The sequence below is a fragment of the Streptomyces sp. NBC_00252 genome (genome assembly GCF_036187565.1).
Lineage (GTDB): Bacteria > Actinomycetota > Actinomycetes > Streptomycetales > Streptomycetaceae > Streptomyces.
On the sequence record NZ_CP108087.1, the window covers coordinates 1 to 24,636 of the forward strand.

Genomic DNA, 24,636 nt, shown 5'->3' on the forward strand with positions numbered 1-24,636 from the left:
CGTCTGCGACAGCGACGCGCTACGCGGCACTCACCGCGCTCCGCGCGGAAGACCGGAACTCTGTTCCGGTCACCGGCTCGCTCCGCGATCCGGTCCCGGATCCGGCCTCCGGCCGGACCCGGACAGGGCCAGTGCGCTCCGCGCCCTCGCCCTGCAAAAGCGGCTGGCTACAGGCCGCGGTGCCGGTTTGCTCGATTCCAGATCAGTAGTCCACCGAAGACGACCACCATGAAAGCTGGGTAGAGGGCTCGCCCTGCAGCCCTTTCGGCTATCTGCCACACCGTCAGGCCGGCGCACAGGAGCAACATCGGCCAACACATCCAGGTGACCCATCGAGCCCCCGGTTTGGTCCAAGCTGGCGGTTCATGCATTCCTGATCGTCTGGACACTGATGCACCTCCAGCCTTACCGGTGCCCGCGTCCGACGAGAACAGGCATCAAGGACGAGCACTTCTACACAACTCCGGACGCTGGCGTGCGTCACTTATGACGTCCGGCTTGGTTCTGGGATGATGGTTCAGTACCTCTCCGGCATCGATTCGGCTGAGATCTCAGCTCCATATTCTCTCAAGACGTGCCACGAATGGTGCGGGAAATGGATTCAGGATGACGCGTATGGTTCTTCGTCCGCATCAGATTGAAGCCGTTGATTCGGTACTGAGGAATCTCTCAGAGGAATCAGGAAAGGGTATCCCCCCGGAAGGCCTGCGGACTCAAGTGATCGCGGCTACCGGTTCCGGTAAGACCCTGATCGGTGTGGAGTCGGCGAATCGGCTTTCGGCACGCCGGGTACTGGTATTGGTGCCGACTTTGGATCTGCTGTTGCAGATGGCTGCCGCCTGGCGGGAGGGAGGGCGTCGCGGCGCGATGATCGGGGTGTGCTCCCTGCGGGGTGCGGACAGCCAGGGTGTGCCGTGCACGACCGACCCGGATGAACTCGTCGCGTGGACGGCCGGCCCCGAGACCGTCACCGTGTTCGCAACGTACGCCTCGGTCGGCATGGGCACCCTCCAGCGCGCGCACGCTGCGGGTCTGCCCGTGTGGGACCTGATGGTCGTGGACGAAGCGCACCGGGTCAGTGGCGACGGGTTGAAGCCGTGGGCGGCCGTGCACGACCAGGCGCAGGTTCCCGCTGTGCGGCGGCTGTACATGACCGCCACGGCTCGGGTGTGGGAGGCGGAGGGTGACCAGCCGCGCATGGTGGCGTCCATGGATGAGGACTCCGAGGTCTTCGGGCCGGTCGCGTACAAGCTGAAGCTGTCCGAGGCGATCCGTATGGGGCTGGTGGCGCCCTATCAGGTGCTGTGCTTGGACATCCATGATCCCGAGCTGTACGCCGCGCTGACCACGGAGGCGACCGGTTCCGACGCCGTACGCGGGGCGCGGCTCGCGGCCGTGCAGACGGGCCTGATGCGGGCTGCGAGTCAGGAGCGGTTCCGGCGGGTGCTCAGCTTCCACAGTCGGGTTGGGGAGGCGGAGGCGATGGCGGCCGCGGTGCCGGTGACAGCGGCTCGGCTTGCCGAGGACGACCCCGAGATGTTTCCGCCGGCCGAACAGGTCTGGTCGGAGTGGCTGTACGGCGAGCATGCGCCCGTGCACCGCCGCAATGTGCTGGCCGAATTCGCGTCTGACTTCCTCGGCGGGACGGAATTCGAGGGTCGGGATGTGCGCGCTGAATTGCGGGTGCTTTCCTCGGTCCGGGTTTTGGGTGAGGGTGTCGACACAGCGGAGTGTGATGCGGTTCTTTTCGCGGACGCTCGCGGCTCGATGGTCGATATCGTGCAGATGGTCGGACGTGCCCTGCGGATGCGTCCCGGGGTCGGGAAACTCGCCACCTTGATCGTTCCTGTATTCCTCGGGGAAAACGAGGACGCGAACGAACTACTGACCTCGGATGCCTACGGGACCCTCGCGAAGATCCTCGGGGCGCTGCGGGCGCACGACTCGGAGACGATCGAGGCGCTCGCTGATCCCCGCCTGCGCAACAGCCGTTCGGTGGTCGGCGAGGACGTCGACCGCGACCAGGACGAGGACGGCCAGGAGCAGGACGACGCTGTGCGGGTGGGCGCGGCGGCGGCCGGAGTGCTCCGGTTCAGCGAGGAACGCGATCCCGCCGTGCTCACGCAGTTCGTGCGGCTGCGGGTGATCGATCCGGAGGCCGCGTATTGGCGGCGGGGCGTTGAAGCGGCGACCAGGTGGCGGCGTGAGTCCGGCGGCAGCGAGTTGCGGGTGCCGTACACGTACGTGACCCCGGTGGACTGGCCGGCGATCGGCGGGCATCCGCTGGGGGTGTGGGTGGCGGATCAGCGTCGGTACTACGCGGTCGGGGTGCTGGAGGCCTCCCGCGTTGTCGAGCTGGAGGCGCTGGGGATGGTGTGGTCGGTGCAGGCGTCCGCGTGGGAGACGGGCCTCGCCGTCGCCCGCTCGTATGCCGATGTCCACGGACACTTCCTGCCCGCCGCTTCGGTGGTCTGGGAGGACTTTCCGCTCGGGGTGTGGGCCAAGAATCAGCGCGCGGCGGCCCGTAAAGCGGCAGGGAACGCCGCACGGCGCGAGGCGGGGGAAGCGGACGTCCCGGCCGGTGGTGAGCTGTCAGTGGGCCGTCAGGAGGCTCTCACGGACGTGGATCCGGGGTGGTGCCCGGTATGGGAGATCGGGTGGCAGCGCTGCTACCGGCTCGCCCTCGCCCATGTCCAGACCGGCGGCGCACTCCCTGCCGGGCCGGGTCAGCTGATCGTGCAGGGCGAGGACCTGGGGGTGTGGCTCGCCGGGCAGCGGACCGGGTGGGACCGGCTGATGCCCGCGCAGCAGTACCTCCTGGCCGCGCTTGGAGTCGAGCCCGCGGGCGAGGGTGAGCCGGTCGTGGGCGTGGCCCGGTCGCAGGATGCCCGGTGGGCCGCCAACCTCGCGGCGGCGCAGCAGTTCCATGCCCGCGAGGGCCATCTACGGCCGGGCCGCAAGCACGTCGAAGTCGTGGACGGCGAGTCGCACAAGCTCGGGGCGTTCCTGGATAACACCCGCCGCCGGGTCGGGAAGTTGAGCCCGGAGCGGCGGGCGCAGTTGGCCGTGCTCGGTCTGGAGTGGGCGCTGGAGGGTGGGGGGTGATGCGGGACGGCTCGGAGTTTGGGCGGCGGCGCGTCGGACTCGTCGTCCTGGCATGGGGTGCTCGGCGTGTCCCTCTACTCGTAGCAGCTGCCGCCGCAGAGCACGGTGACGGTGCTGCTGTCGCTGGTCGCCGTGGAGGTGTGGTGGGTGACGGTCGTGGGGGCTTTGCTGGTCTCCCAGGGCATGGGGGCGGCTATGGCCTGAGGGGCGAGGGCAGTGAAGGCCGCGGTGGTCACGAACATGACGGCCAGTGCACGCTTGCGCAGATGCATCTGAACTCCCTGATCGACTGGTGATGTTCGGCCGCTGGCGCCTGTCTCGGAGACGCTCTCGCGGCTGGCTGCCAGTCTCACAATGCGCGTCACTCCCCGCCAAGGTCTTCGACCCGTTCCGCAAGGCTTGACAACGGTTGTAGTGGCTCCCGAACTCATCGAAATTGATCATGTGATCGACTGTCACCCTGGTGGATCCCAGGGTCATCGAGCCCTGTACGTGCTCCCAGCCTCGATCTGTCGCGTACAAGGCCGGGACGCCCCTTACTCTTCTCTGCCGCGTTCCTTGGCGGGGAGCGCATCACCACCACCGGCTGTCGGCAGTGCGGTGCGGAGTTCTCTGGGGTCAGCGGACGATGGGCCTGCTTTTGCTGTGGATGGGTCAACAGCTGGGCGGAGGACGACAGTGAACTGCCGGGCATCGGCGCATCGTCGTAGGCGCGAGGGCCTTGGGGTCGTCAGGCGGCGAAGCCGATGTTGGTGACGTACTCGTACTGGCCCCATTGGGAGCCGAGGTCGATGACCTTGTCGACCCATGCGTCGTCCAGTTGCTGGTCGTTGCCGGCCGCCCATGCGGCGACGATCTGGTCCCAGTTGCGGACGTTCATCGTCCGGAACTCCAGGGTCCGCTGGTGGGGGCGGTCCACCTGGGACTGGTTGAGGGGGTGGATCTCTACGCGGGTGCCGCGGTTGAGGCGGGCGAGGAGGTAGCGGGCGACGTTCTCGCGGCGCACGGTGCGGTAGGCCTGTTCGATCGCTTCGAGGTTCTTTTTCAGGGGCTGGCGCTTGCCGTTGAGCCAGGCTTGCAGCGTGCGGTCGGTGACGGTCAGGCCGGCGGCGCGGGCGGCGGCGCGGGCGTGGTCGGTGCGGGTGAGGTAGTGCAGGCGGGCGAGGAGGCCGCGCTGGGCGGTGACGGGGGTGGCGATGTAGCCGGCGAGGGCGTCGAGTTGGCGGCCGACGGCTTGGTGGCCTTTGATGCCGATGGCGCCGAACTTGCCGAAGTCCACGTTGCGCTCTGGCATCAGGCTTGCTCTTCCGTCGTGGTGCCGACCGTGTAAGTGTCTTTGGGTTCCATCTCGGTCAGGCCGCGTCCCTCGGTGAAGACGGCGCGCCATTCACCGATGACGTGCAATTCGTCGGTACCCATCGCACGTACCACCATAAGGCCTTCTTCATAGGCGCGATGGGCTTTCCACCACAAATTCGCGAAGGCCTGGGAACGAATCAAATGCATCCAGTCGGTGCGGTAGAGCTCCCGGTTGTAGTTCGACTCCCCCATGGTCGAGACGAACTTCGAGTACATGGCCTTGACGTATTCGAGTGTGACGTCGTCGCCGTCGGCGATCGCTTTGTCGCGGGCGTCCTTGAGGGTGATGCGGAACTTTTCCAGCAGGCCTTCGGTGGCGCCCGATGTCCATGATTCGTGGATCACCGGTGGCTCGCACAGCGCGTACTTGGGGCCGGAGAGCCGCTGCAGCAGGCGCAGGGTCGGTTCCGTGACCCACAGCGGGCCGGCTTCGTCGCGGTTGCCGATCGGGTTGGGCAGGACCTGGTCGTGGTCCCAAGCGGGCGGGGTGATCAGGTGGATGCCGGCCCGGCGGCGGTCGTGGTGACCGCCGGTGGAGTGTTCCAGCTGGCCGAGCGGCAGATGCGTCTTGAGCGCGCTCAAGTAGGCGCCGTTGACGTCCAGCGCGGTCACCTCGTGCTCGCCGGGTGGGAGCTCCGGCCGGTTCCACTTGGGGCGGGCCTCCCACACCTGGTCGGCGCCCCGCGCGGTCTGCTTGCGCAGCACGTCGGGCAGCCACGGGTGCGCGACGATGTCGTAGCGGCCGCCCTTGCGGGTGTGGTCGAGCAGTTGCATCGCGTCCGGGATCGCCCGCTTCACCAGTGCCGCGGTGGCCGCTTCGGTATCGCCGGCGTGCTCGGCGAGGACGGCGGTGACGGTGGACGTGATCGGGTCCGGGGTGTCGGCGCTCTGCATGCGGCGCCCGACCGGCACGACCTTCACGCTGCGTCCGGCCTGCCGTACCGGCCTGTCCGTGGCCGCGGGTGGCTGTGCCTCGGGATGCCCGGCCGGCTCTGTGGCCGGGGCTGTCGGGGCAGGGCCGCAGTCGGTGGGGTCCAGGTGCTGGGGGAATCCTTCGACCTGGTGGTGGGCGGGCTGTCCGCACAGTACGCACGGTTGCGGGTCGGCCAGTTCGTCGACGTCGTCGAGGTCGGCCGGTTCGTCGGCTTCCGCCGACTCCTCTGCGGGTTCGACGGCAGGTTCTGCGTCGGCCGTTGCGGCGGTGTCCAGCTTGGTGCGGGCTCCGTTGAGGAAGTACGCGTACTTCTCGCGCACTTCGCCGCTCGGGTCGCGTCCGGACTCCCAGCCCCCGACCGTGGACGCGGCGACGCCCAGGGCTTGTGCGAGCTGGGCGCGTGAGACGTTCAGTGCCTCCCGCAGCGGGCGGCGTTCTTCGACGGGTGGCAGGGGTGTTTCCTGCTTGGCTCGGGCGAGCAGGGCGTCGATCGCTTCGAAGTCCGTCATCGGGCTCCCCCCTCCTGCACGGCGGCAGTCCGGCGGGTGCGGGCTGCTGTGCGGCGGGCCGGTCGGCGGCGTTGCGCGGGCAGGGACTCCGTGGCCCGGGTGGGGCCGGCCAGGAGTTCCAGTACGTCGATTCCGTAGTGTGCGGCCACGATGTCGCAGTCGGTCAGGCTCCAGGCGGCTGCTCCGGACTGACGGCGGCTCACCTGCGCCTGACTCACCCTCAGTGCGGCCGCGAGATCGGCCTGCGACTCGCCTGTCGCGTGCAGGAGCGCGGCGATCGCCGACCTCAGCCGCTCGTCCAGGGCCATGCTCATAGCGAGAAGTATACAAGATGCGCACTATTGATGCGAATATTGCAATCCTCTCATCAGGTGCAGTCAGCGGCCGGTGAGGAAGTGGCACAGCTGTCAGGTATGGCGGTACAGGGCGTGCAGGTCGGCCGAATCCGCGTCGTCGGCCTCCAGCCGTGGCCGTGCTCGTCCATGTCTCCTCGTCCTGCGTGTCGACAGGCCGGTAGGGCTTCCCGGCAGTCGGGCGGTGGACCGGCCGTCAGCGTGCCGGGCGGGGCCCACAGGGCACTGCCGTGCTCCCCCGCCCCCCTCTCCTCATCCGCAACATCCGAGGTCAGAGGCGGTTGAAGGTTTCATCAGGGAGTTCGTCGGAAAGGGCTGCGGTGGGTGCGGGTGCCGCATAGCGTGCGATGACCGGGCCGTTTCCCCCTGCTTCTCGCGGTCCGTGCCTTGTGGGGCCCACGACCCTCTAGGAGATCTTGGGATGTCTTCCGACAGCTCCGAGTTACGGCCGCCGGCGCAGCGGGCCGGGCGGCATGCCTCGGCGGTGGCGCCGGGGTGGGCGACGGGCCGGGTGCGGCCGTGGGCCGGGGCGCACCGGGATCTGCGGTTGCTGCGGCGGGCGTGCCGGTGGCAGCGGCGGGTGGCGGCGCTGGCGGCGCTGGGGTATTTCGCGGTGTTCCTGGCGCTGACCGTCCGGGTGCCGTCCTTGATGACGCGGCCGGCGCCGGGCGGGCTGCCGTTCGGGCTGCTGCTGGCTTTGGTGCAGTTGCCGGTGACGTGGCTGGCGGTGGTGTTCTACGAGCTGACGGCGCGGCGGTTCGTGGATCCGCTGGCGCGGCGGGTGCGGCGGGCGGGCCGTGAGGGGCGGTCGCTGCCGTGACGGACTTCGGGGGTCCGGCGCAGTCCTGGTCGCTGGTGGCGTTCTGCAGTGTGGTGACGCTGACGCTGCTGCTGTGTGTGATCACCGGGCCGGACCGGGAGGACCTGGACGAGTTCTACACCGGGTACCGGTTCCTGTCGCCGTTGCGCAACGGGCTGGCCATCGCGGGTGACTACATCTCGGCGGCGACGGTGCTGACGGTGGGCGGGATCATCGCGCTGTGCGGGTACGACGGGGTGGTGCTGGCTCTGAGCACGCTGCTGTCGCTGCTGCTGCTGATGTTCCTGCTGGCGGAGCCGCTGCATCACACGGGCCGGTTCACGATGGGGGACGTGCTGGGGCGGCGTATGCCGGGGCGGGCGGTGCGGATCACGGCGTGTGCGGTGACGCTGGCGGCGCTGATGCCGATGATGGTGGTGCAACTGGCGGGTGTGGGGCAGCTGTTGGCGTTCGTGCTGGGGTTCTCCGACGGTGCGATGCGTACGGGGTGCGTCGTGGGGGCGGGGGCGCTGATGATCACGTATGCGGCGATCGGGGGGATGCGCGGGACGGCGTTGATCCAGATCCTGAAGACGGTGATCCTGCTCGGTTCGGGGCTGGTGGTGGCCGCTCTGATCCTGCACACGTTCGGCTGGAGTCCGCGCACGCTGTTCGAGTCGGCGGCGCGCAACAGCGGGGCGGGGCCGGGGTATCTGCGCTACGGGCTGCAGTTCGCGGGCGGGCGGCATCCGGCGCTGGACATGGTGAGCACGCAGTGCGCGATCGTGCTGGGGGGTGCGTGTCTGCCGCATGTGACGATGCGGATGTACACGGCGGGCAGTACGCGGCAGGTGCGGCGGGCGATGTCGTGGGCGGTGTCGGCGGTGGCGCTGTTCATGGCGGTGATGACGGTGGTGGCGGTGGGGGCGACCGCGCTGATCGGGGGCAGGGCGGTGGCGGCGGCGGATCCGCGGGGCAACACGGCGTATCTGCTGGGCGCGCGGGCCGCGTTCGGGGCGGATCTGTCGCGGGCGGAGGGTCTGCTGTTCACGACGGTGACCACGGCGATCTTCCTGACGCTGCTGGCGTCGGTGGCGAGCATGACGCTGGCGTGCGCGAACTCGCTGGCGCACGACGTGATCGCGCGTTCGGGTACGGCGCCGCTGCGGGAGATGGCGCTGGCGCGGCTGTCGGCGCTGGGGGTGGGGGTGCCGGTGATCGCCCTGGCGGTGGCCGCGCAGCACCGCAGTCTGCAGCCGCTGGCGATCGTGTCGTTCTGTCTGGGGGCGTCGGCGATCGCGCCGGCGCTGGTGTTCGGGCTGTTCTGGCGGCGCTACACGCGGGCCGGGCTGCTGTGCACGCTGATCGGCGGCACGGTCAGTGTCCTGGTCCTGATGACCGGCACGAACCTGGTCTCCGGCTCGCCCCAGTCGGCGTTCCCCGGGGCGGACTTCAACTGGTTCCCGTTCACGACGACCGCTCTGGTGTCGGTGCCGGCGGGGTTTTTGTGCGGGGTGGTGGGGACGCTGGTGTCGGGGCGGCGGGCGGCGGCGCGGGAGCGCAACCGCTACGAGGCGGTCGAGCCGGTGCTGCTGGCCGGGCCGCCGTATCCCCGGGGCGGGTGACCGGGCCGGTTGTCCGCGGGGCGGGTGACCGGGCCGGCTGTGGTCTGTGCGTGGGTACGGGGTGGTGCCGTCGGGGGTGTCGCGTTGGCGGGGCGGTGGGCGGACATCACACTCGTGGGCATCTGACGGCAGGTCAGACGCCCTCCCCCGCGGTGGGGGTGCGCGTATCGACGAGGACACAGGAGTGCGGCATGGAAGCCCGGTTGAACGTCATGGCCAGTCCGGTCGCGGCCAAGGCCATGAAGCACATCGTCGCCGCGGCCGGGGCGCTCGCGGAGTCGACGCTGCCGGCCGCGACCCGGGAGCTGGTGATACTGCGGGCCAGCCAGATCAACGGCTGCGGCGGGTGTGTGGACATGCACACCAAGGAGGCCGCGGCGGCGGGCGAGACGGCGTTGCGGCTGAACCTGGTGGCGGCGTGGCGGGATGCGACCGTGTTCACCGAGGCCGAGCGGGCGGCGCTGGAGCTGGCGGAGGAGGGGACGCGGATCGCGGACGCGGCCGGCGGGGTGCCGGACGAGGTGTGGGCCAGGGCGGCGAAGCACTACGACGAGGACCAGCTGGCGGCCCTGGTGGCGCAGATCGCGATCATCAACGCGTTCAACCGGGGGAATGTGATCACCCGTCAGCCGGCGGGCGGGTACGAGGCGGGCCAGCCCCACTGACAGTCGTGCCGCCGCGCCCCGGGCACCGTCGTGCGGTGCCCGGGGCGCTGTCGTGCGGGGACGGGGCGCTGTCGTGCGGGGACGGGGAGCGGGCGTGCGGGGACGGGGAGCGGGCGGGGGCGGGGCGGGGTTTCGCTGCAGGCGCGCTGGGATTCGCACTGAGCAATCTCGGCGATGACAGTGCCGGTGGGCTGCCCGCACGCTGATGGGTGAACGTGCTCTGCGGGAGCGGGAGTTGAAGGTCACGCGCCCCGCGGGTACGGCCGAATCCATGACTGGGGAAGGTCTCGCATGTCGCCCACTCTTTTTGGGGTCACTGAGGATTTCGACGTAATCGTGATCGGCGGCGGGCCCGCCGGTGCGACCACCGCGGGGCTTCTCGCCAAGCGCGGCCACCGTGTTCTCGTGCTCGACCGTGAACGGTTCCCGCGCTATCACGTCGGGGAGTCCCTCATTCCCGGTGTGATGGTGCCGATGGAGGAACTCGGTCTGACCGAGCGTATGGAGGCGAAGGGGTTCGAGCGCAAATACGGCGGAACTCTGGTGTGGGGCAACAACGAGGTTCCGTGGAACTTCTCGTTCACCACCGGCGGCCGTATCCCGTACGCCTATCACACGCGCCGGGCCGATCTGGACGCGCTGCTGCTGGACCGGGCGCGGGAGCTGGGCGCGTTCGTCGTGGAGGACGCGACGGTGAAGGAGCCGCTGGAGGAGGACGGCCGTGTCGTGGGCGTCCGCTACGCGCTGCGCGGCCTCAGCGGCACCCACGAGGCGCGGGCCGCGCTGGTCGTGGACGCCTCCGGGCAGGCGCGGGTGCTGGGCCGTAAGTTCTCCGCGGTCAACTGGAACGACCAGCTGCGCAACGTCGCGGTGTGGACGTACTTCGACAACTGCCACCGGCTGCCCGGGGACGAGTGGAGCAACATCCTCATCGAGGGGACGCGGGACGGCTGGTTCTGGGGCATCCCGATCGACAAGGGTGTCTTCAGCGTCGGCTACGTGACGCGGTCGGACGTCGCCAGCGGGAGCGACAAGTCGCTGGAGGACCTCTTCGAGTCGGAGATGGCGCAGACCACCAAGCTGAAGGACATCCTCAGGGACGCGACGCAGGCCGCGGGCTACCGTTCGGCGCGCGACTGGTCGTACACCAACGAGCGTTTCCACGGCAACGGCTGGGTGCTGGTCGGGGACGCCGCCGCCTTCGTGGACCCGCTGTTCTCCACCGGGGTCGCGCTCGCGACGCTGGCGGGCAGCACCCTGTCGAAGGTCGTCGACACGATCCTGCACAACCCGCAGATCGAGGAGAAGGCGCTCGACCGGTACTCGACCGCGTACCAGGACTTCTTCCACGACATCCGCAAGTTCGTGGAGGGCTTCTACGACCGGTCGAAGACGAAGGGGTTCTACTTCAACCTGGCCCAGGAGATCAACGACCCCGGCCAGGAGAACGACGCGCAGGTCGACTTCGTGAAGCTGATCTCCGGGCTGAGCGGGCGGGCCGGCGGGCTGTTCGACCTCGATCTCAGCGACCTGGTGGCCGACGCCACGGAAGCGGGTGCGGGCGGGGTGTGAGGTCCGCGGGCACGCGGACACGACGGTGCGGCAGCCCCCGGGCAAGGGGGCTGCCGCACCGTCGTGTCAAGGCACGTTCCGGGGGCGCGGCGGCGGGCCGTGGGCAGGGGGTGTCAGGCCGCCGTGTTCCGGCCGCCGGAGTCGCCGGGGGCGGCTGTCCAGCGGACCGTCTGGATCCGTCCGTCGAGGATGCCGAGGGCGAGGGCGCCCAGGGCCGTGCCGTTGCGGTCGTGGAAGACGGCGCCGGGGCCGCCGTCCACCTCCCCGGGCCGCATGGTGACACCGATGCGGCCCAGGGCCGGGACGACGGCCGCCAGGACGCGGGCGATCTGGTCCGCGCCGGCGAGCCGGTCCGGCCAGTACGGGGCCGGGCCGCCGGCGGCGGCGGGCGGTGCCGTCGCCGCGGCGGTGAGGCGGCGGCTCACCGCCTCCGAGCAGCCCACCGCGGACGCGATCTGCGCGGTGCCGCATCCGAAGATCTCCCGCAGGGCGAAGACCGCGCGCTCCAGGGGGGAGAGCCGTTCCAGGAGCAGTACGGCCGCCGCCGGCGCCGGGGGTGCGGGGGCCGGGTGGCGGGCGGCCCGGGCGATCCGGGTGACCTCGGCCGACAGGAACGCCCTCGGCGACGCGGGCACGGCCGAGGCCCGCTCGTAGCCGAGCCGGGTCTCCTCGACGGCGTGGTGGGCCCGGCTCTCGCTGCCCAGGATCCGGTAGGCGATCGAGAACAGCAGCGGCCGCAGTTCCTCGAACTCTTCGGTCCGGCTCACCCGGGTTCCTCCCTCCTTCGTGGACGTGGCGGACGGCGTCCGCCTCCTGCTCGCCGTGGGAGGGGCACCGCCCCCGCGCGGTGGCATCGGTTCTCCTCCCCCGCGCCCTGCGCCCGCCGCCCGTACGCCCGCCGGCCGCCCGCACTCGGTGTGTCTGCCGTGCACGAGACGAGACGGTCCCGGTGCGCGTGACATCGGGGCGGGGACCGGCGCGCCCGCCCGCCGGCCGGGGGGAGGCTCGGGACGGGCGGGCGCGGCGGTTCGTGCGGGGCGGCCACCTGGAGGGGGTGAGCGCCCCGCGGGTCCGTGCGCGCCCCCGGGGGGTGGGGCGTGCACGGAGGCCTGGGTTCTCAGGGCGCCGTGCGGGGGGCGGGCGTCCGGTGGGTGTGCTGGGCGGCGTAGACCGCCAGGAACGCGGCGAGTGCGCGGGGTCCGCCGCCGGGCTCCAGGCCGGTGACCGGGATGGACCGGCCCAGGCCCTGGGCCAGCGTGCTGTGGGCCCGCAGGGCGCGGGCGGCCAGTTCACCGGGAATCGGGCCGCGCCCTGCCCCGGCCCCCGCACCCCCGCCGCCGGAGCCGAGGCCCGGAACGGAGTCCGGGCCGGGAGCGGGAGAGGGGGCGGTCATGGCGAGGGCCTCGGTGCGGGCCCGGGAGACGAGGTCGGCGGTGTGCGCGTGACGGGCGGGGGCGGGCGGGGCGGCGCTCATCGGCTGTCTTCCTCTCCTGCGGGCCGTGCCCCGGCGCGTCCGTGATCCCCACCGGCCGCCGGGACAGAGGGGTGGGGTCAGTGCCCGGTGTCCCCGTCGATGTGGCGCTGGATGAACTCGTGGGCCAGGTCGCCGAACTGGGCGCCGAAGGGGATGGAGTCCTGGACTGTGGCGGGGAAGGCGACGCCGGCCCAGACACGGCTGGCGGCGCAGTCGTTCTCGAAGGCGGTCCAGGTCTCCCAGGTCAGCTTCAGGTCGTCGGCGGGGACCAGGCCGGGTTCGGTCTGGGCGGTGCCCGCGGGGATGGCGTGGGTCCAGTCGAGGATGTCGTCACCGAGGAAACGGCGGGCGGCCTGGGCCTGGGCGGAGCACAGGGCGGTGAAGGCGGAGGGGAACTCGGGGTGGCTGCCCGGAGGGAGGTAGCCGCTCCACTGGTCGGCGGGCAGGTCGGTGACGGTGCCCTGCCCGGGCCCGCCCCAGGCGGTGACCGGGGCCTCGCCGTGGACGTGGCCGACCGCGCTGAAGGGGCGCACCGCGTCATGGGCGTGCTTGTGGTGCCAGACGGCGATGAGGTTGTCGAAGCGGGCCAGGGCGGTGGTGGCGAAGAGATGGGCCCAGCCGTCCAGGTCCAGGTCGTGGGCGAGGGCGGCGGCGCGCGGGGCCCAGGTGAGGGAGACCGGTGAGTGCTCGAAGAACTCGGCCTTGACCTTCTGCTCGTCGCTCAGGGCGGCCGAGGCGGCCAGGACCTCGTCGACCGCGTCGCGGTAGGCGGCCGGGGCGGCGGGGTCGAGGTGGGCGGGCGGGGCGAGGGGGAAGGCGGCCGGGTCCTGGTAGGTGAGGGGGGTGACCAGCCGCAGCTGGGGGGTGAGGAACTGCTGGACGGTGTAGACGCCCTTGTCGCCCGGTCCGCCGCCCACGCGCCGCTGGTGGGGGCCCAGCGCGGGCTGCCAGCGGGTGGGGTCGGTCAGCGCGTAGGCGGTGTTGACGGGGGCGTAGCCGGTGTAGTCGGCGTAGGGGCGGGGGTGGTAGGCGCGGCCCCGGTCGCCGCGGGGGTTCATGCCGTCGTCGTGGTGGGCGGCCACGACGGCGATGCCCGCGGTGTTGCCGATGCCGACGGGGGTGGCCGGGTCGCGGGAGTCGTCGTCGGGGTCGAGGCCGAAGGCGGTCATCGCCATCCGCATGACGGGGGCGCGTTCCTCGAAGACGGCTTTGACGACCTGGTAGGAGGCGTACAGGCCGGCGATGTTCTTGTTGCGGTTGGTGGCCGACTCCCCGGCGGGCCGGCGGGCGATGCGGGAGTGCACGCCCTGGGCGGTGGGGTGATAGGGCGCCAGCGCGTCGAACCAGGCGAGCTGGAACTGGAGGGTGATCCAGGTGTAGACGGGGGTGTCCCCGGGGGCGATGGCCTCGGCCGGGGGGAAACCGCCGCCGCCGTTGGTGGTGATCAGGTCCCGGATGAAGTTGCCGTGGTCGAAGTCGAAGGCGACCTTCGGGGCGGCGGAAGGTGCGGCGGGCGAGGGGCCGGACGTCGTCATGGGTCGTGTCCTTTTCCTGATTCCTGGTTCGCGATTCATGATTTTTGATTTATGCAGGCAGCGGGTCCGTGTCGCGAATTCCGTCCGGGAATTCCGCATTCCACCCCATCGAGAGTATCCGCAGCCGCTCGAGGCACGGTGGAAACCCGCTGCATTTACCGGCCTCACCCGATACCGAGGGGAAAGATTAGCTAATATCTTGACAGGGGGAGTTTCGGGCGCCGATGCTTTCATGGACCGGGATATGAATATGAGCATCGGAGGACGATGAATGAGCGGGACAGCGGAGCTGGAGAATCTTTATTCCGTCATGGAGGAAACGGCCGGGCTGCTGGACATCACGCCCTCACGCGAACGGGTCTGGCCCGTCCTCACCGCCTACGCGTCCTTCATCCCGCAGGCCGTGATCGCGTTCCGGGTGGCGACACGTGACACGGGGGACGTCGACTGCCGTTTCACCGCGTTCCCCCACGGCTTCGACCCCTACGCCCACGCCGTGGCGCACTCCCTGACCCCGAAGACGGACCACCCCGTCGGCTCGCTGCTGGCCGACCTCGAGGAACGGTTCCCGATCCCCTGCCACGGCGCCGACTTCGGGCTCGTCGGCGGCTTCAAGAAGACCTGGACGTTCTTCCCCGTCGACGACCTGCAGAAGCTGTCGGACCTCGACGACGTCCCCTCCATGCCCCGCAGCCTGGGCCTCAACAGCGGCTTCTACGCCCGCTACGGCCTGGACGACAAGATCAGCATGGTCGGGATCGACTACCCCAGCAGGACGATCAACGTCTACTTCCTCGGCGCGCCGGCCGCCTGCCGCGAGCCGGAGACCGTGCGCGCGATGATGCGCGACATCGGCCTGCCCGAGCCCAGCGAGACGATGCTGCGCCACGCCGCCCAGGCCGGCGGCATCTACACGACCCTGAACTGGGACTCCCCCGACATCCAGCGGATCACCTTCGCCGCGCTGCTGCCCGACGTCCGCGAACTCCCCGCCCGCTTCGGCGCCGACCCCCGGGTGGAGCGGTTCGCGCTCGGCGCCCCCCACACCTACGGGCCGGTCGGCAAGGGCCTGTACAACGTGGCGTCGTACGCCGGCGGGGAGTACTTCAAGCTCCAGACGTACTACCAGATCAGCGACGGCTCCGTGGAGGCCAAGGGACTGCTCGGCCGCACCTGACAGCGGCCCGGGCACACAAAAAAAGGCGGGCCCCGCCCTCTGGCCGAGGGGGCGGGGCCCGCCTTTTACGTACCGCGTGCCGCGTGCCGTCTGCCGTGTGCCGGGGGCTCACACCTGTCCCGGCGCGGACGCCGGAGCCGGAGCGGGCGTGGGTGCGGGCAACGGGCGGGCGGTGGTGGTGTGCGGGGCGGCGGTGCGGTGCCGGCGGGCGCGGGCCCTCAGCGTCCGTACGGCCGGCAGGCACAGGGCCAGGGGCACCGCCAGGACGGTCAGCACCGTGCCCAGGCTCCAGCCCGCGTGTGCCATCAGGCCGCCCGCGAGGCCGCCGAGGACCGGGCCCAGCTTGCCGGCGCTGTTGGCCCAGCTGATGCCGGTGGCGCGCACGGCCGGCGGGTAGGCGAGCGCGGCGATCACCTGCAGCGCGGAGTTCGCCGCCGGCAGGCACAGCCCCAGGACGAACGCCCCGGCCAGCAGGCCCGCGAACTGCCCTGCCCACAGGAGCGCGGCCGCCAGGCCCAGCACGGCCGCGCCCCACAGCACGGCCAGCACCACGAACCGGTCCAGGCGCCGCAGGACGAAGGAGACCGCGAGCTGTCCCAGCAGGCCGCCCCACCCGAACACCGCGACGGCCACCCCCGCCTGAGCGGACGTCAGGCCCGTGCGCTCGGCCAGCAGCGGCAGATAGCTCAGGATCAGGCCCACCACGCCCAGCCCCGCCAGGAAGCACAGCCACAGCAGGACCGTGGTGCGGGCCGCCTCCCCCGACAGGACGGTCCGTGCGACCGGGCCCCGGGCGGGCGCGGCCCGCTCCAGGTCCACGCCGGACACGTCCCGCTCCCCCACCACGGCCCGCAGCGCCCCGCGCACGTCCGCGGCGGGCCGGCCGCGGGCGGCCAGCACGCTCAGCGACTCCGGGACGAACACGAGCAGCGCCGGGACCAGCAGCAGCGGGGCGAGCCCGCACACCAGCAGCAGCACCGGCCAGCCGTGGGCGGGGATCAGGACCGAGGAGAGGATCCCGCCGGCGGTCGTGCCGGCCGTCACCCCGGCGAAGGCCAGCGCGACCGTCTGGCCCCGCCGCCCGGCCGGCGTCCAGTCCGCGACCAGCGCCATCATCGTCGGCAGCACCGCCCCCAGCCCCAGACAGGCCACGATCCGCACCCCGGCGAAGACGCCGATGCCGTGCGTGAACGCCATCCCCGCCGTGCCGAGGCCGAAGACGGCGACACCGGCGGCGGTGACACCCCGGCGGCCGTAGCGGTCGGCCAGCGGGCCGGCCCCCGCACCGCCCGCCACCATCGCCAGCACGCTCAGCGTCACCGTCGCGGTGACCGCGCCGTCACCGACACCCCACTGCTTCTCGATCCGGGGGTAGACGAAGGCGGCGACGACCGCGTCGAGGCCCTCGGCCACCATCATCAGCAGGCCCAGGATCACGATGAGCCACTGCCGGCGGCTCATCGGACCGCGGTCGATGAACTCCTGGGGACCAGGACGCGCCGAGGCGTCCGTGATCGAGGCATCCGTGGTCACCGGCAGACCCCTTTCGAGGCGAAGAAGGAAAACAAGGAAGACGAGGAAGGAGAACAGAACGAGGAAGGAGAACAGGCAGGACACAGCAGAACGCCCCTCCGCGCGGGCGGAGAGGCGTAAGAAAAAAGAGGGTGGCGGCGGGGGCCTGGGGGGGGGTCAGTGCGGGGTGCGGCGGGCTCTGCTGGCCTCGCGGCTGAGGGCCCAGGCGTCGGCGACCGGGCCCAGGTGGGCGAGCTTGTCGGGGTTGGTCACCGAGCGGATCGCCTGGATCCGGCCGTCCAGGACGTCCAGCGTCCAGGCGGTGAGCACTCTCCCCTCCCGGTCGCGGAAGATCGCGCCGGGCTGGCCGTTGATCTCGCGCGGCTCCAGCGTCACCTCCACCCGCACCAGCGCGGGCACCACCGAGGCCAGCAGGCGGGCCGTGTTGCCGGCGCCGCTGACGGCCCTGGCCAGCTGCGGGGTCTTGCCGCCGCCGTCGCCGACCATCTGCGCGTCCGCGGCGAGCAGTTCGCGCAGGCCCTCCACGTCGCCCTCCCGCAGCGCGCAGAAGAACCGCTCGGCGAGTTCGTCGCGCTCGGCGCGGTCGGCCTCGAAACGGGGGCGTTCGGCGGCCATGTGGCGGCGGGCGCGGACCGCGAGCTGGCGGCAGGCGCTCTGGGAGCGGCCCACCGCCGAGGCGATCGCCGGGAAGTCGAAGGCGAACACCTCGCGCAGCACGAACACCGCACGCTCCAGCGGGGACAGCCGCTCCAGCAGGATCAGCGCCGCCATGGAGACGGAGTCGGCCAGTTCCGCCGAGCGGGCCGGGTCCTCGTAGGGGTCGGTGAGGAGGGGTTCGGGCAGCCACGGGCCGACGTACTGCTCGCGCCGTACCCGGGCCGAGCGCAGGACGTCGATCGAGACGCGGGTGACCACGGCCGACAGGAAGGACTTCACCGACGCGGGGCTGGCCGGGGAGGCGTCGTAGCGCAGCCAGGTCTCCTGGACGGCGTCCTCGGCCTCGCTGACGCTGCCCAGGATGCGGTAGGCGATGGAGAACAGCAGGGACCGCAGTTCCTCGAACTCCTCGATCCGGGTCACCGCGATCTCCTCCCTGAAGCCGTGGAGACTTGGGGCTGGGGGCTGGTTTTTTTGGGGGGCCGGGGCCCGGCGGCCGGGGCCTGTGCCGGGGCGGATTCTCACCCTAGGGGCGGGACCAGGGCGCGTCCCGCGCCCTCCAGGGGGCTTCGAGTACGGCTGTAGCGCAAGCCGAGCGGGAAGGGTGAAGCGGCCGGTCCCCGCCCGGGAGATGATCCGGGCGGGGGCCGGCCGCTGGAGGGAGCCGGTGCGGGTCCGTCGGTCAGGAGCGGGCCGCTTCGGCCTGTTCGGACGGCTTGGGGGCGGGGGCGCCGGCCGGTGCGGGCAGCGGACCGCCGCGCAGCAGCAGGGCGGAGACGACCGCGCCGAGGCCGAAGATGGCCGTGCACCACCAGAACACCCGGGTGTCGCCGTGGATCGACGCCAGGTGCAGGTCCTGCACGGTGGGGGTGCCCGTCACGTGGCCGGCGAGCCAGTCGGTGGCGGCGGTGGCGGCGATCGTGTTGAGCAGGGCGGTGCCGATGGCGCCGCCGAGCTGCTGGCCGGTGCTGATGACGGCCGAGGCGATGCCCGCGTCCTGCGGGGCCACCCCGGAGGTGCCCGCGCTCAGCGCCGCGCCGTAGATGAGGCCCATGCCGATGCCGACCAGCAGGACGGGGCCCAGGATGTGGGTGGCGTAGGCGGAGTCGGCGTCGATGCGGGTCAGGCCGGCCATGCCGGCGGCGCTGATCAGCAGGCCGCCGGTGATCAGCGGGCGCGGGCCGAACTTGGGCAGCAGCTTGATGGCGCCCACGCTGGTGCCCACCGGGGTGATCGCGATCATCGGGAGCAGCGCGCAGCCGGAGGTGATCGCCGAGTAGCCCAGGATGGTCTGCATGTAGTAGACGAGGAACATCAGGATGCCGAAGAAGCCGATGCCGACCAGGAGCACGGTGAAGTAGGCGGCGCCGCGGGTGCGGCTGAGGACGATCCGGGGCGGCAGCAGCGGGTGGGCGGCGCGGGTCTGCCAGACCGAGAAGGCGACCAGCAGGACGGCGCCGGCGGCGAGGAAGCCCCAGGTCGAGGTCTCGCCCCAGCCGTTGTGCGCGTTGGAGAAGCCCAGCACCACGGCGAACATGCCGGCCGAGGCGAGCAGCACGCCGGGGATGTCCATCCGGGCGCCGGACTTGGGCTGGTCCTGCAGCAGTGCCATGCCGCCGAAGAACGCGACGGCGGCCAGCAGCAGGTTGACGTACATGCACCAGCGCCAGCTCAGACCGGAGGTCAGCGCCCCGCCGATGATCAGGCCCACACCCGAGCCGCTGGCCACCACGCCGCTGAAGACGCCGAAGGCCTTGGCGCGTTCCTTGGGGTCGGTGAAGGTGGTGGCCAGCAGGGCCAGGCAGGAGGGCGAGAGCAGTGCGGCGAACGCGCCCTGGCAGGCACGGGCGGTCACCAGCATCTCGAAGTTGGTGGCGGCGCCGCCCACCGCGGAGGCGGCCGCGAAGCCCAGCAGGCCGATCAGGAAGGCCCGCTTGCGGCCGATCAGGTCGGAGAGCCGGCCGCAGAACAGCAGCAGACCGCCGAACGGCAGCGCGTAGGCGGTCACGATCCACTGCCGGTCGGCGTTGCTGAAGTCCAGCGCCTGCTGCGCGGAGGGCAGGGCGATGTTCATGACGGTCAGGTCGAGGCCGACCATCAGATAGGCGGTGCAGATGACGGCGCCGATCAGCCACCGCCGCCGTGCGTCGGCGGCCGCCCCCGTGCTCGGCCCAGCCGTGGCGGCTGCGCTCTGTGCTGCCATGATCATCTTCTCCTTGTTCCGTAATCCGGCGATTTGGCGAACGGGCTCGAGGCCTCGCCCCTAGGACGAGACACGGGGTGGCGGCTGTGACATCACCGCGGGCGGAACACGGCCGGACGGCGAGAGTGCGGGAGGGAGCGGGAAGGGGGCGGGCGCCGGTGACGCGGCGTCAGGCAGGCCGGGCCTGGGCGCGGGCGTGGGCGTGGTCGGTGAACGCCTTCAGCAGCGGCGGCGAGATCTGGTGGTACACCGCGAGGTCGAGATGGTCCCCGTCCGGCGACCACTTGACCGCCGAGGCGTTCACCGGCTCACCCGCATACGTGTAGGGGGCGCTGCGGACGAAGTGCTCCAGCCGCGGGTCCAGCCGGGCCGGCAGCGCCGCCGGGTCCAGGCCCGGGGAGGGCACCGGGGCGAAGGAGATCCGCCGGATGTCCGGGGAGTCCCAGCCGAGGGTCGCGTAGACCCGGTAGGACGTGCACGCGTACGCCAGCATCCGCTCGTCGGGCTCGGGCAGCCCCATCTCCTTCAGCAGCGACAGCACCGTGCGCGGGTCGAGGTCGCCGGCCACCTCGGCGGGCAGCTGGAAGTACAGGTTCAGCGTCCTGCTGCGGTAGTTGATGCCGACCAGCGCCACCTCCTCCAGGCCGTGGCGGGCGAAGAGCGCGGCGTTGTCGGCCACCGAGCGCGGCACCGACGGGATCCGGGCCAGCTCCGACACCTTCTGCAGGTCGCCGGGGAACTGCGCGTAGATCTTCTTGAACCCGCCGGCGACCCCGCAGTCGATGAAATAGTCCTCGACGGCGACCCGCTCCTCGATGTCGGAGAGCAGACCCGCCACGGGATGGTCCTGCCGGGGCAGGAGACCGCCGGCCAGCGCCCGCGCGTACGGGCCCTCGGACCCCGGCGACACCTGCACGGTGTATTCGAGTTCGCCCACCCGGCCCGCGTTGACCTGCGCGCTGAAAATGATCGCCCCGTCCGTCAGCGCGTCACGGAACGCCTCCAGGACCGGCCACACCATGTCACGCGAGAACGACGCCCCCACCAGCCGGGCCGCCTCCTCGATCGCTGAGTACAGCTTTTCCGCCTCAGTGCCTTCGGACATCAACACTCCAAGTAGTCTGCGCCGGTCATTGATTCCGCGGGAATCCGTACTCCGCCGCCTTCGGGAACATAGCGCGGGGCCGCTCGGGAACCGCCGGAGAATTCACTGACGCCAGGGCCGGTGACAAGCGTGAGAATGCGCGAGCAGATGGTGAACGGCCCCTCTCCTGAATCGGAGGGCCGGTGAATTGCGGGGTGATCCGCGTGCAGTGCGGGGTGACCCGCGGGGTGGCGACGGTGCACGCGGACGGTGGTGGAGTCCGCGGCGGGAGGGACGCCCCGGCGGGCCCGGCAGCACGCGGGCCCGGCAGCACGTGGGCTACGGCGTCCCCCGGGCCGCGCCACTCCCCCGGCGGGCCGGGAACCGGCCCGCCCGCCACGGGCGTTCGCGTCCGCCTCGTCGTCCGCGCCGGGGATTTCCCCCCGGGGTGCGGCCGTGCCGGGCGGCCCGCATCTCGTGACCTCCCCCGGGCCGGCCCGTCCGCCGGCCCGGCCGGGGCGCGCGCAGCGGGAGGGCTGCGGCTCCCCGGGCGGGGCCGGTGCGCGGAACGGGTGCGGAGCGGGTGCGGAGGCGGGGGCTACGGCGCGGCGGCTCCCCCGCGCCTTCGGGGCGGCGAGGGGACCGATCCCGTCTCCGGTCCCGCCTCCGGGCCCGGTTCTAGGCGGGGGTGCCCACGGTTCCCGCCGCGTGCTCGGTCCCGGTCCCGGTCGCGGGCGCGGTGGTCGTCGCGGACGGGGTGGTCGCCGTGGGGTGTGCGGGCGGGCGGGGTGCGTCGGGGTCGGTGGGGCGGCCGATGATCCAGCTCAGCAGGGGGCCCGCCATCGCGGTGGTGACCACGGCCATGACGACCATCAGCGAGTACAGGTCCCGGTCCAGGAAGCCCAGTTGGAGACCCACGTTCAGGACGATCAGCTCGGTCAGGCCGCGGGTGTTCATCAGCGTCGCCAGCGCGGCCGACTGCCGCAGCGGCATCCGGTTGAGGCGGGCCGCGGCGAACGCGCCGGTGAACTTGCCGCCGACGGCCACCAGCAGGATCAGCCCCAGCGCGCCCAGCCCGCCCGCGTCCAGCCCGGACAGGTCGACCTGCAGACCTGCGACCAGGAAGAACACCGGCAGCAGCAGCGTCCCGCTCAGGTGGCCCAGCCGCTCGTGGACGTCCGCGCGCAGCCGCTCGCTGCCCTCGCGCGGCAGGATCACGCCGAAGAGGAACGCGCCGAAGATGTAGTGCAGGCCCACCCACTCGGTGGCGGCGGCCGACAGCAGCAGACCCACCAGGACGGCCGCGAACACGGTCGGGGTGAGCGTCAGCGCCGGGCGGCGCGCGACGAAACGGCGCAGCAGGGGGCGTACGACGAAGAGCATGGCCAGCAGGTAGGGGACGGCCAGCAGGATGCGCCACTGGTCGGGGCCCGCCGAACCGCTGACGGCGATCACGGCGGCCAGCAGCGACCAGGCCAGCACGTCGTCGATGGAGGCGCAGGCCAGGGCCACCACACCGAGCGGGGAGCGGGACATGCGCCGGTCGGTGAGGATGCGGGCCAGGACCGGGAAGGCGGTGATCGACATGGCGATGCCCATGAACAGCATGAACGCCGTCCGGTCACCGGTGCCGTAGTCGTCCATCAGATACAGGGCCAGCAGCATGCCCAGGCCGAACGGCAGCAGGACGGAGCTGAAGGAGACGGTGGCGGCGAGGCTGCCGCTGCCGCGGATCATCGCGGCGTCCCACTCCAGGCCGACCAGGAACATGAAGGCCGCCACCCCGACCGCGGCCAGCGCGGCCAGCAGCGGGCGGATGCCGGCGGGGAAGAGGGCGTCGGAGAGCGCGCCGTGGAAGAGGGTCGGCCCCAGGGCGATGCCGGCGAGGACCTCGCCGATCACCGCCGGCTGGTTCAGGCGCCGGGCCAGCATGCCCAGCACACGGGCCAGGAACACGACGGCGGCGAGACCGACGAGCAGGGACGAGGTCTGATGAGTGGTCATGGCGAGGGGTCTTTCGTCGGTGGGATCCGGCCCGGGAGCGGAGCAAGGGGCGATGCCGCGGCGCACCGGCGGAAGAGAAGCGGCCGCACCGGCGCGGGAAGGTGCGCGGAGCCCGGCGGCCGCTGCGCGCGGCCGCCGGGCTCCCGAAAGGGGGTGTGTTCAGTGCGGGTAGCCGCCGAAGCGGCGTTCGCGGCCCTTCAGGTCGGCGAGGGCGGCGTCGAAGTCGGCGCGGGTCATGTCGGGGAACAGGCACGGCGAGAAGTGCAGTTCGGCGTAGGGCGACATCAGCGGGAAGAACGACGACATGCGGGTCGCGCCGCCGGTGCGGATGAGGTGGTCGACCTGGGCCGGGACGTAGGCGTGGCGGGCCAGGATCTCCTCGGTCAGCTCCGGGATCTTCCCGTTGAGCCGGTTGAAGATGCCGATGACCTCGTGGGTGAGGGACATGCCCAGGATGTAGTGGAGCGTGAAGCCCGTGTCCTTGGCCGACTTCTCGCGCAGTTCCTCCAGTTCGGCCAGGTGCGGGGCGGACACCAGGTCGAGGGAGCCGGAGAAGTCGAAGGCACAGCTGTCGTGGACGCGGCGCACCACGTCGGTGAACGCGTTCATGAACGTGGTCACCGCGGGCTGGGGACGGCTGTGGTTGGCGGCGGAGGAGGCCGTGATGTAGAGGGTCGTCACGCCCTCCTCGCGGGCCCAGTCCATGAACTCGACGATCTTGTCCCCCATCGCCGCGTAGCCGTCGTCGAGGGAGACGCCGTTCGCCTGGGACCAGCGGCGCATTCCGTCCGGCAAAAGCATCAGGGTGGTCACCGGGATCTCCTTGTCGTTGCGGGTGAGAACGGGACGGGAAAAGTGATGGCGGTGGCGCGGGGCGGAAACAGGGGCGGGGGCGGGGGTCAGCGGGCGCCGTCCGCCCGGCTGCCGCTCGGCGAGGGCGAGGCGAGCAGGTGCGCCACCGAGGCCCACGCCCGTACGCCGTGCAGGGCGCCGCTGATCTCGGCCGTGCGCCAGGTGCCGGACGCGGAACGCAGCAGCCGGGCCCGGTCCAGACGGGCCGTCACCTCACCGCCCGCCCCCTCCGGCACACCGGTGCCGGCAGCGTCGCCGGCGCCGGTGGTGCGGGGGTCGTCGGTGGTGACGCGGGTGCGGCGCATCCACAGGTTGTTGCTGTCGGCGCGCTCGACGCCGTCCAGGGTGTAGAGCAGGACCTGGCCCAGCTGCATGGCCGCGACGAACGCGTCGATCATGGTGGCCGGGGTGCCGTCCCGGGGCGCCTGCGCACCGTCGGGGACCAGTGCGGCCCGGGCCGAGGCGTACGGCTCCTGCGTGCCGGCCGTGATCCGTACGCCGGTCAGCAGCTGGCTGCGGGCGCCGTGCGGAACGCCGTAGGGGGCGTCGTTCCAGGGGCCGGGCAGCTCCTCCGCCAGGTAGTACGAACGGGGGGCGGCGGGCGGGCGGCGGGCGGGGCTGTGGCGGGCGTGCACCCGGGCCGACAGCGAGCCGACCCGGCAGTCCAGGGTCGTCGACCACAGCGGCCCGGTGTCCTCGGCGGCGGCGAGCCGGCCGGTGACCGGGAAACTCTCCAGCCCCTCCTCGTCCGGGCGGGCGCCCGCCTTGATGTCGACGGAACACACCTCGAAGCGGTCACCGGGCCCCAGCGAGCAGGCATGGGCCGCGTACAGGCCGGTGAGGCGGGCGGCGAAGAGCATCACGTCGAGGGAGCTGAGATGCGGGGTCGGATACCGGTCGCCCTTGCGGGACCAGGCGGCGGGCAGGGCGAGGTGGGCGGTGGCACGGATGCAGGCGGTCCCGCCGGGGGCGTGGGCTCTGCCGGGGCCGCCCGCGGGGGCGGGGGCCGGGGTGATCGTGAGGTCGGTCAGCGAGTGGGCGACCCGTTTGAATCCCTCGCCGAGGAACCGGCCCTCGCGCGGGCCGAGGAAGTCGTCGATGGACGCGAGGTGCAGGGATGACACAGGTACTCCTGTTCCCGCCGCGTCCGCGGTGACGGGAACGGCGACGACACGGCCGTCCTGGAGGGGGCCGGC

The 24,636-nt window shown here is 71.8% G+C and carries 20 protein-coding genes; 6 read left to right on the top strand and 14 right to left on the bottom strand.

Going from position 1 to position 24,636, the window contains the following annotated elements; translation table 11 throughout:
- The first annotated feature begins 615 nt into the window (after positions 1-615).
- Positions 616-3,105, top strand: a complete 2,490-nt coding sequence (locus tag OHT77_RS00005) for a DEAD/DEAH box helicase (RefSeq protein ID WP_328825757.1) — start codon at positions 616-618, stop codon at positions 3,103-3,105.
- Between the two features lie 74 nt (positions 3,106-3,179).
- Here OHT77_RS00005 and OHT77_RS00010 read toward each other — a convergent pair whose 3' ends face one another.
- The 4 genes from OHT77_RS00010 to OHT77_RS00025 form a co-directional block, all read right to left on the bottom strand.
- Positions 3,180-3,377, bottom strand: a complete 198-nt coding sequence (locus tag OHT77_RS00010; RefSeq protein WP_328825759.1) for a hypothetical protein — start codon at positions 3,375-3,377, stop codon at positions 3,180-3,182.
- Between the two features lie 458 nt (positions 3,378-3,835).
- Positions 3,836-4,399, bottom strand: coding sequence for a transcriptional regulator (locus OHT77_RS00015; RefSeq protein ID WP_328825760.1), 564 nt, complete (start codon positions 4,397-4,399; stop codon positions 3,836-3,838).
- Positions 4,399-5,907, bottom strand: a complete 1,509-nt coding sequence (locus OHT77_RS00020; RefSeq protein ID WP_328825761.1) for a helix-turn-helix domain-containing protein — start codon at positions 5,905-5,907, stop codon at positions 4,399-4,401. Before OHT77_RS00020 ends, OHT77_RS00015 begins: the two co-directional genes overlap by 1 nt.
- On the bottom strand, positions 5,904-6,221 hold the full coding sequence (locus OHT77_RS00025; RefSeq protein WP_328825763.1) for a helix-turn-helix transcriptional regulator: 318 nt from the start codon (positions 6,219-6,221) through the stop codon (positions 5,904-5,906). Before OHT77_RS00025 ends, OHT77_RS00020 begins: the two co-directional genes overlap by 4 nt.
- Positions 6,222-6,681: 460 nt before the next feature.
- On the opposite strand from OHT77_RS00025, the gene OHT77_RS00030 reads away from it, so the two are divergent.
- The 4 genes from OHT77_RS00030 (at position 6,682) to OHT77_RS00045 (ending at position 10,921) form a co-directional block, all read left to right on the top strand.
- Positions 6,682-7,080 (top strand): DUF485 domain-containing protein, encoded by a 399-nt coding sequence (locus OHT77_RS00030; protein WP_328825764.1) that lies wholly within the window; start codon positions 6,682-6,684, stop codon positions 7,078-7,080.
- The gene (locus OHT77_RS00035) at positions 7,077-8,684 is read left to right on the top strand and encodes a sodium/solute symporter (protein ID WP_328825765.1); all 1,608 of its coding nucleotides are present in this window, start codon (positions 7,077-7,079) and stop codon (positions 8,682-8,684) included. The genes OHT77_RS00030 and OHT77_RS00035 overlap by 4 nt, the downstream gene beginning before the upstream one ends.
- A gap of 191 nt (positions 8,685-8,875) precedes the next feature.
- Complete coding sequence (locus OHT77_RS00040) at positions 8,876-9,349, top strand: carboxymuconolactone decarboxylase family protein (RefSeq protein WP_328825766.1); 474 nt, start codon at positions 8,876-8,878, stop codon at positions 9,347-9,349.
- Between the two features lie 336 nt (positions 9,350-9,685).
- Positions 9,686-10,921, top strand: coding sequence for an NAD(P)/FAD-dependent oxidoreductase (locus tag OHT77_RS00045; RefSeq protein ID WP_328825767.1), 1,236 nt, complete (start codon positions 9,686-9,688; stop codon positions 10,919-10,921).
- Positions 10,922-11,034: 113 nt separating this feature from the next.
- Here OHT77_RS00045 and OHT77_RS00050 read toward each other — a convergent pair whose 3' ends face one another.
- The 3 genes from OHT77_RS00050 to OHT77_RS00060 form a co-directional block, all read right to left on the bottom strand.
- Entirely contained in the window at positions 11,035-11,688 is a 654-nt protein-coding gene (locus tag OHT77_RS00050) for a sigma factor-like helix-turn-helix DNA-binding protein (protein WP_328825768.1), read from the bottom strand.
- 350 nt (positions 11,689-12,038) lie between these two features.
- A complete protein-coding gene (locus OHT77_RS00055; RefSeq protein WP_328825769.1) occupies positions 12,039-12,395 on the bottom strand; it encodes a hypothetical protein in 357 nt (118 codons plus the stop codon).
- A 77-nt stretch (positions 12,396-12,472) separates the two neighbouring features.
- Complete coding sequence (locus OHT77_RS00060) at positions 12,473-13,930, bottom strand: DUF6851 domain-containing protein (protein WP_328825770.1); 1,458 nt, start codon at positions 13,928-13,930, stop codon at positions 12,473-12,475.
- 271 nt (positions 13,931-14,201) lie between these two features.
- Here OHT77_RS00060 and OHT77_RS00065 point away from each other — a divergent pair, with 271 nt between their 5' ends.
- Positions 14,202-15,107 (top strand): aromatic prenyltransferase, encoded by a 906-nt coding sequence (locus OHT77_RS00065; protein WP_328825771.1) that lies wholly within the window; start codon positions 14,202-14,204, stop codon positions 15,105-15,107.
- Positions 15,108-15,215: 108 nt separating this feature from the next.
- Here the strand turns inward: OHT77_RS00065 and OHT77_RS00070 are convergent, their stop codons facing one another.
- The 7 genes from OHT77_RS00070 to OHT77_RS00100 all read right to left on the bottom strand — a co-directional run bounded on the left by OHT77_RS00070 (position 15,216) and on the right by OHT77_RS00100 (position 24,564).
- Entirely contained in the window at positions 15,216-16,640 is a 1,425-nt protein-coding gene (locus OHT77_RS00070) for an MFS transporter (RefSeq protein WP_328825772.1), read from the bottom strand.
- Positions 16,641-16,796: 156 nt separating this feature from the next.
- Positions 16,797-17,720 carry an RNA polymerase sigma-70 factor gene (locus OHT77_RS00075; RefSeq protein WP_328825773.1) on the bottom strand — a complete coding sequence of 308 codons (924 nt, stop codon included), beginning with the start codon at positions 17,718-17,720 and terminating at the stop codon, positions 16,797-16,799.
- Between the two features lie 259 nt (positions 17,721-17,979).
- Entirely contained in the window at positions 17,980-19,500 is a 1,521-nt protein-coding gene (locus OHT77_RS00080; RefSeq protein WP_328825774.1) for an MFS transporter, read from the bottom strand.
- A 169-nt stretch (positions 19,501-19,669) separates the two neighbouring features.
- The gene (locus OHT77_RS00085) at positions 19,670-20,605 is read right to left on the bottom strand and encodes an aromatic prenyltransferase (RefSeq protein WP_328825775.1); all 936 of its coding nucleotides are present in this window, start codon (positions 20,603-20,605) and stop codon (positions 19,670-19,672) included.
- Between the two features lie 657 nt (positions 20,606-21,262).
- On the bottom strand, positions 21,263-22,588 hold the full coding sequence (locus OHT77_RS00090) for a cation:proton antiporter (protein ID WP_328825776.1): 1,326 nt from the start codon (positions 22,586-22,588) through the stop codon (positions 21,263-21,265).
- Between the two features lie 159 nt (positions 22,589-22,747).
- Positions 22,748-23,401, bottom strand: coding sequence for an undecaprenyl diphosphate synthase family protein (locus OHT77_RS00095; protein WP_328825777.1), 654 nt, complete (start codon positions 23,399-23,401; stop codon positions 22,748-22,750).
- A gap of 86 nt (positions 23,402-23,487) precedes the next feature.
- Positions 23,488-24,564, bottom strand: coding sequence for an AvrD family protein (locus OHT77_RS00100; RefSeq protein ID WP_328825778.1), 1,077 nt, complete (start codon positions 24,562-24,564; stop codon positions 23,488-23,490).
- Positions 24,565-24,636: the final 72 nt, after the last annotated feature.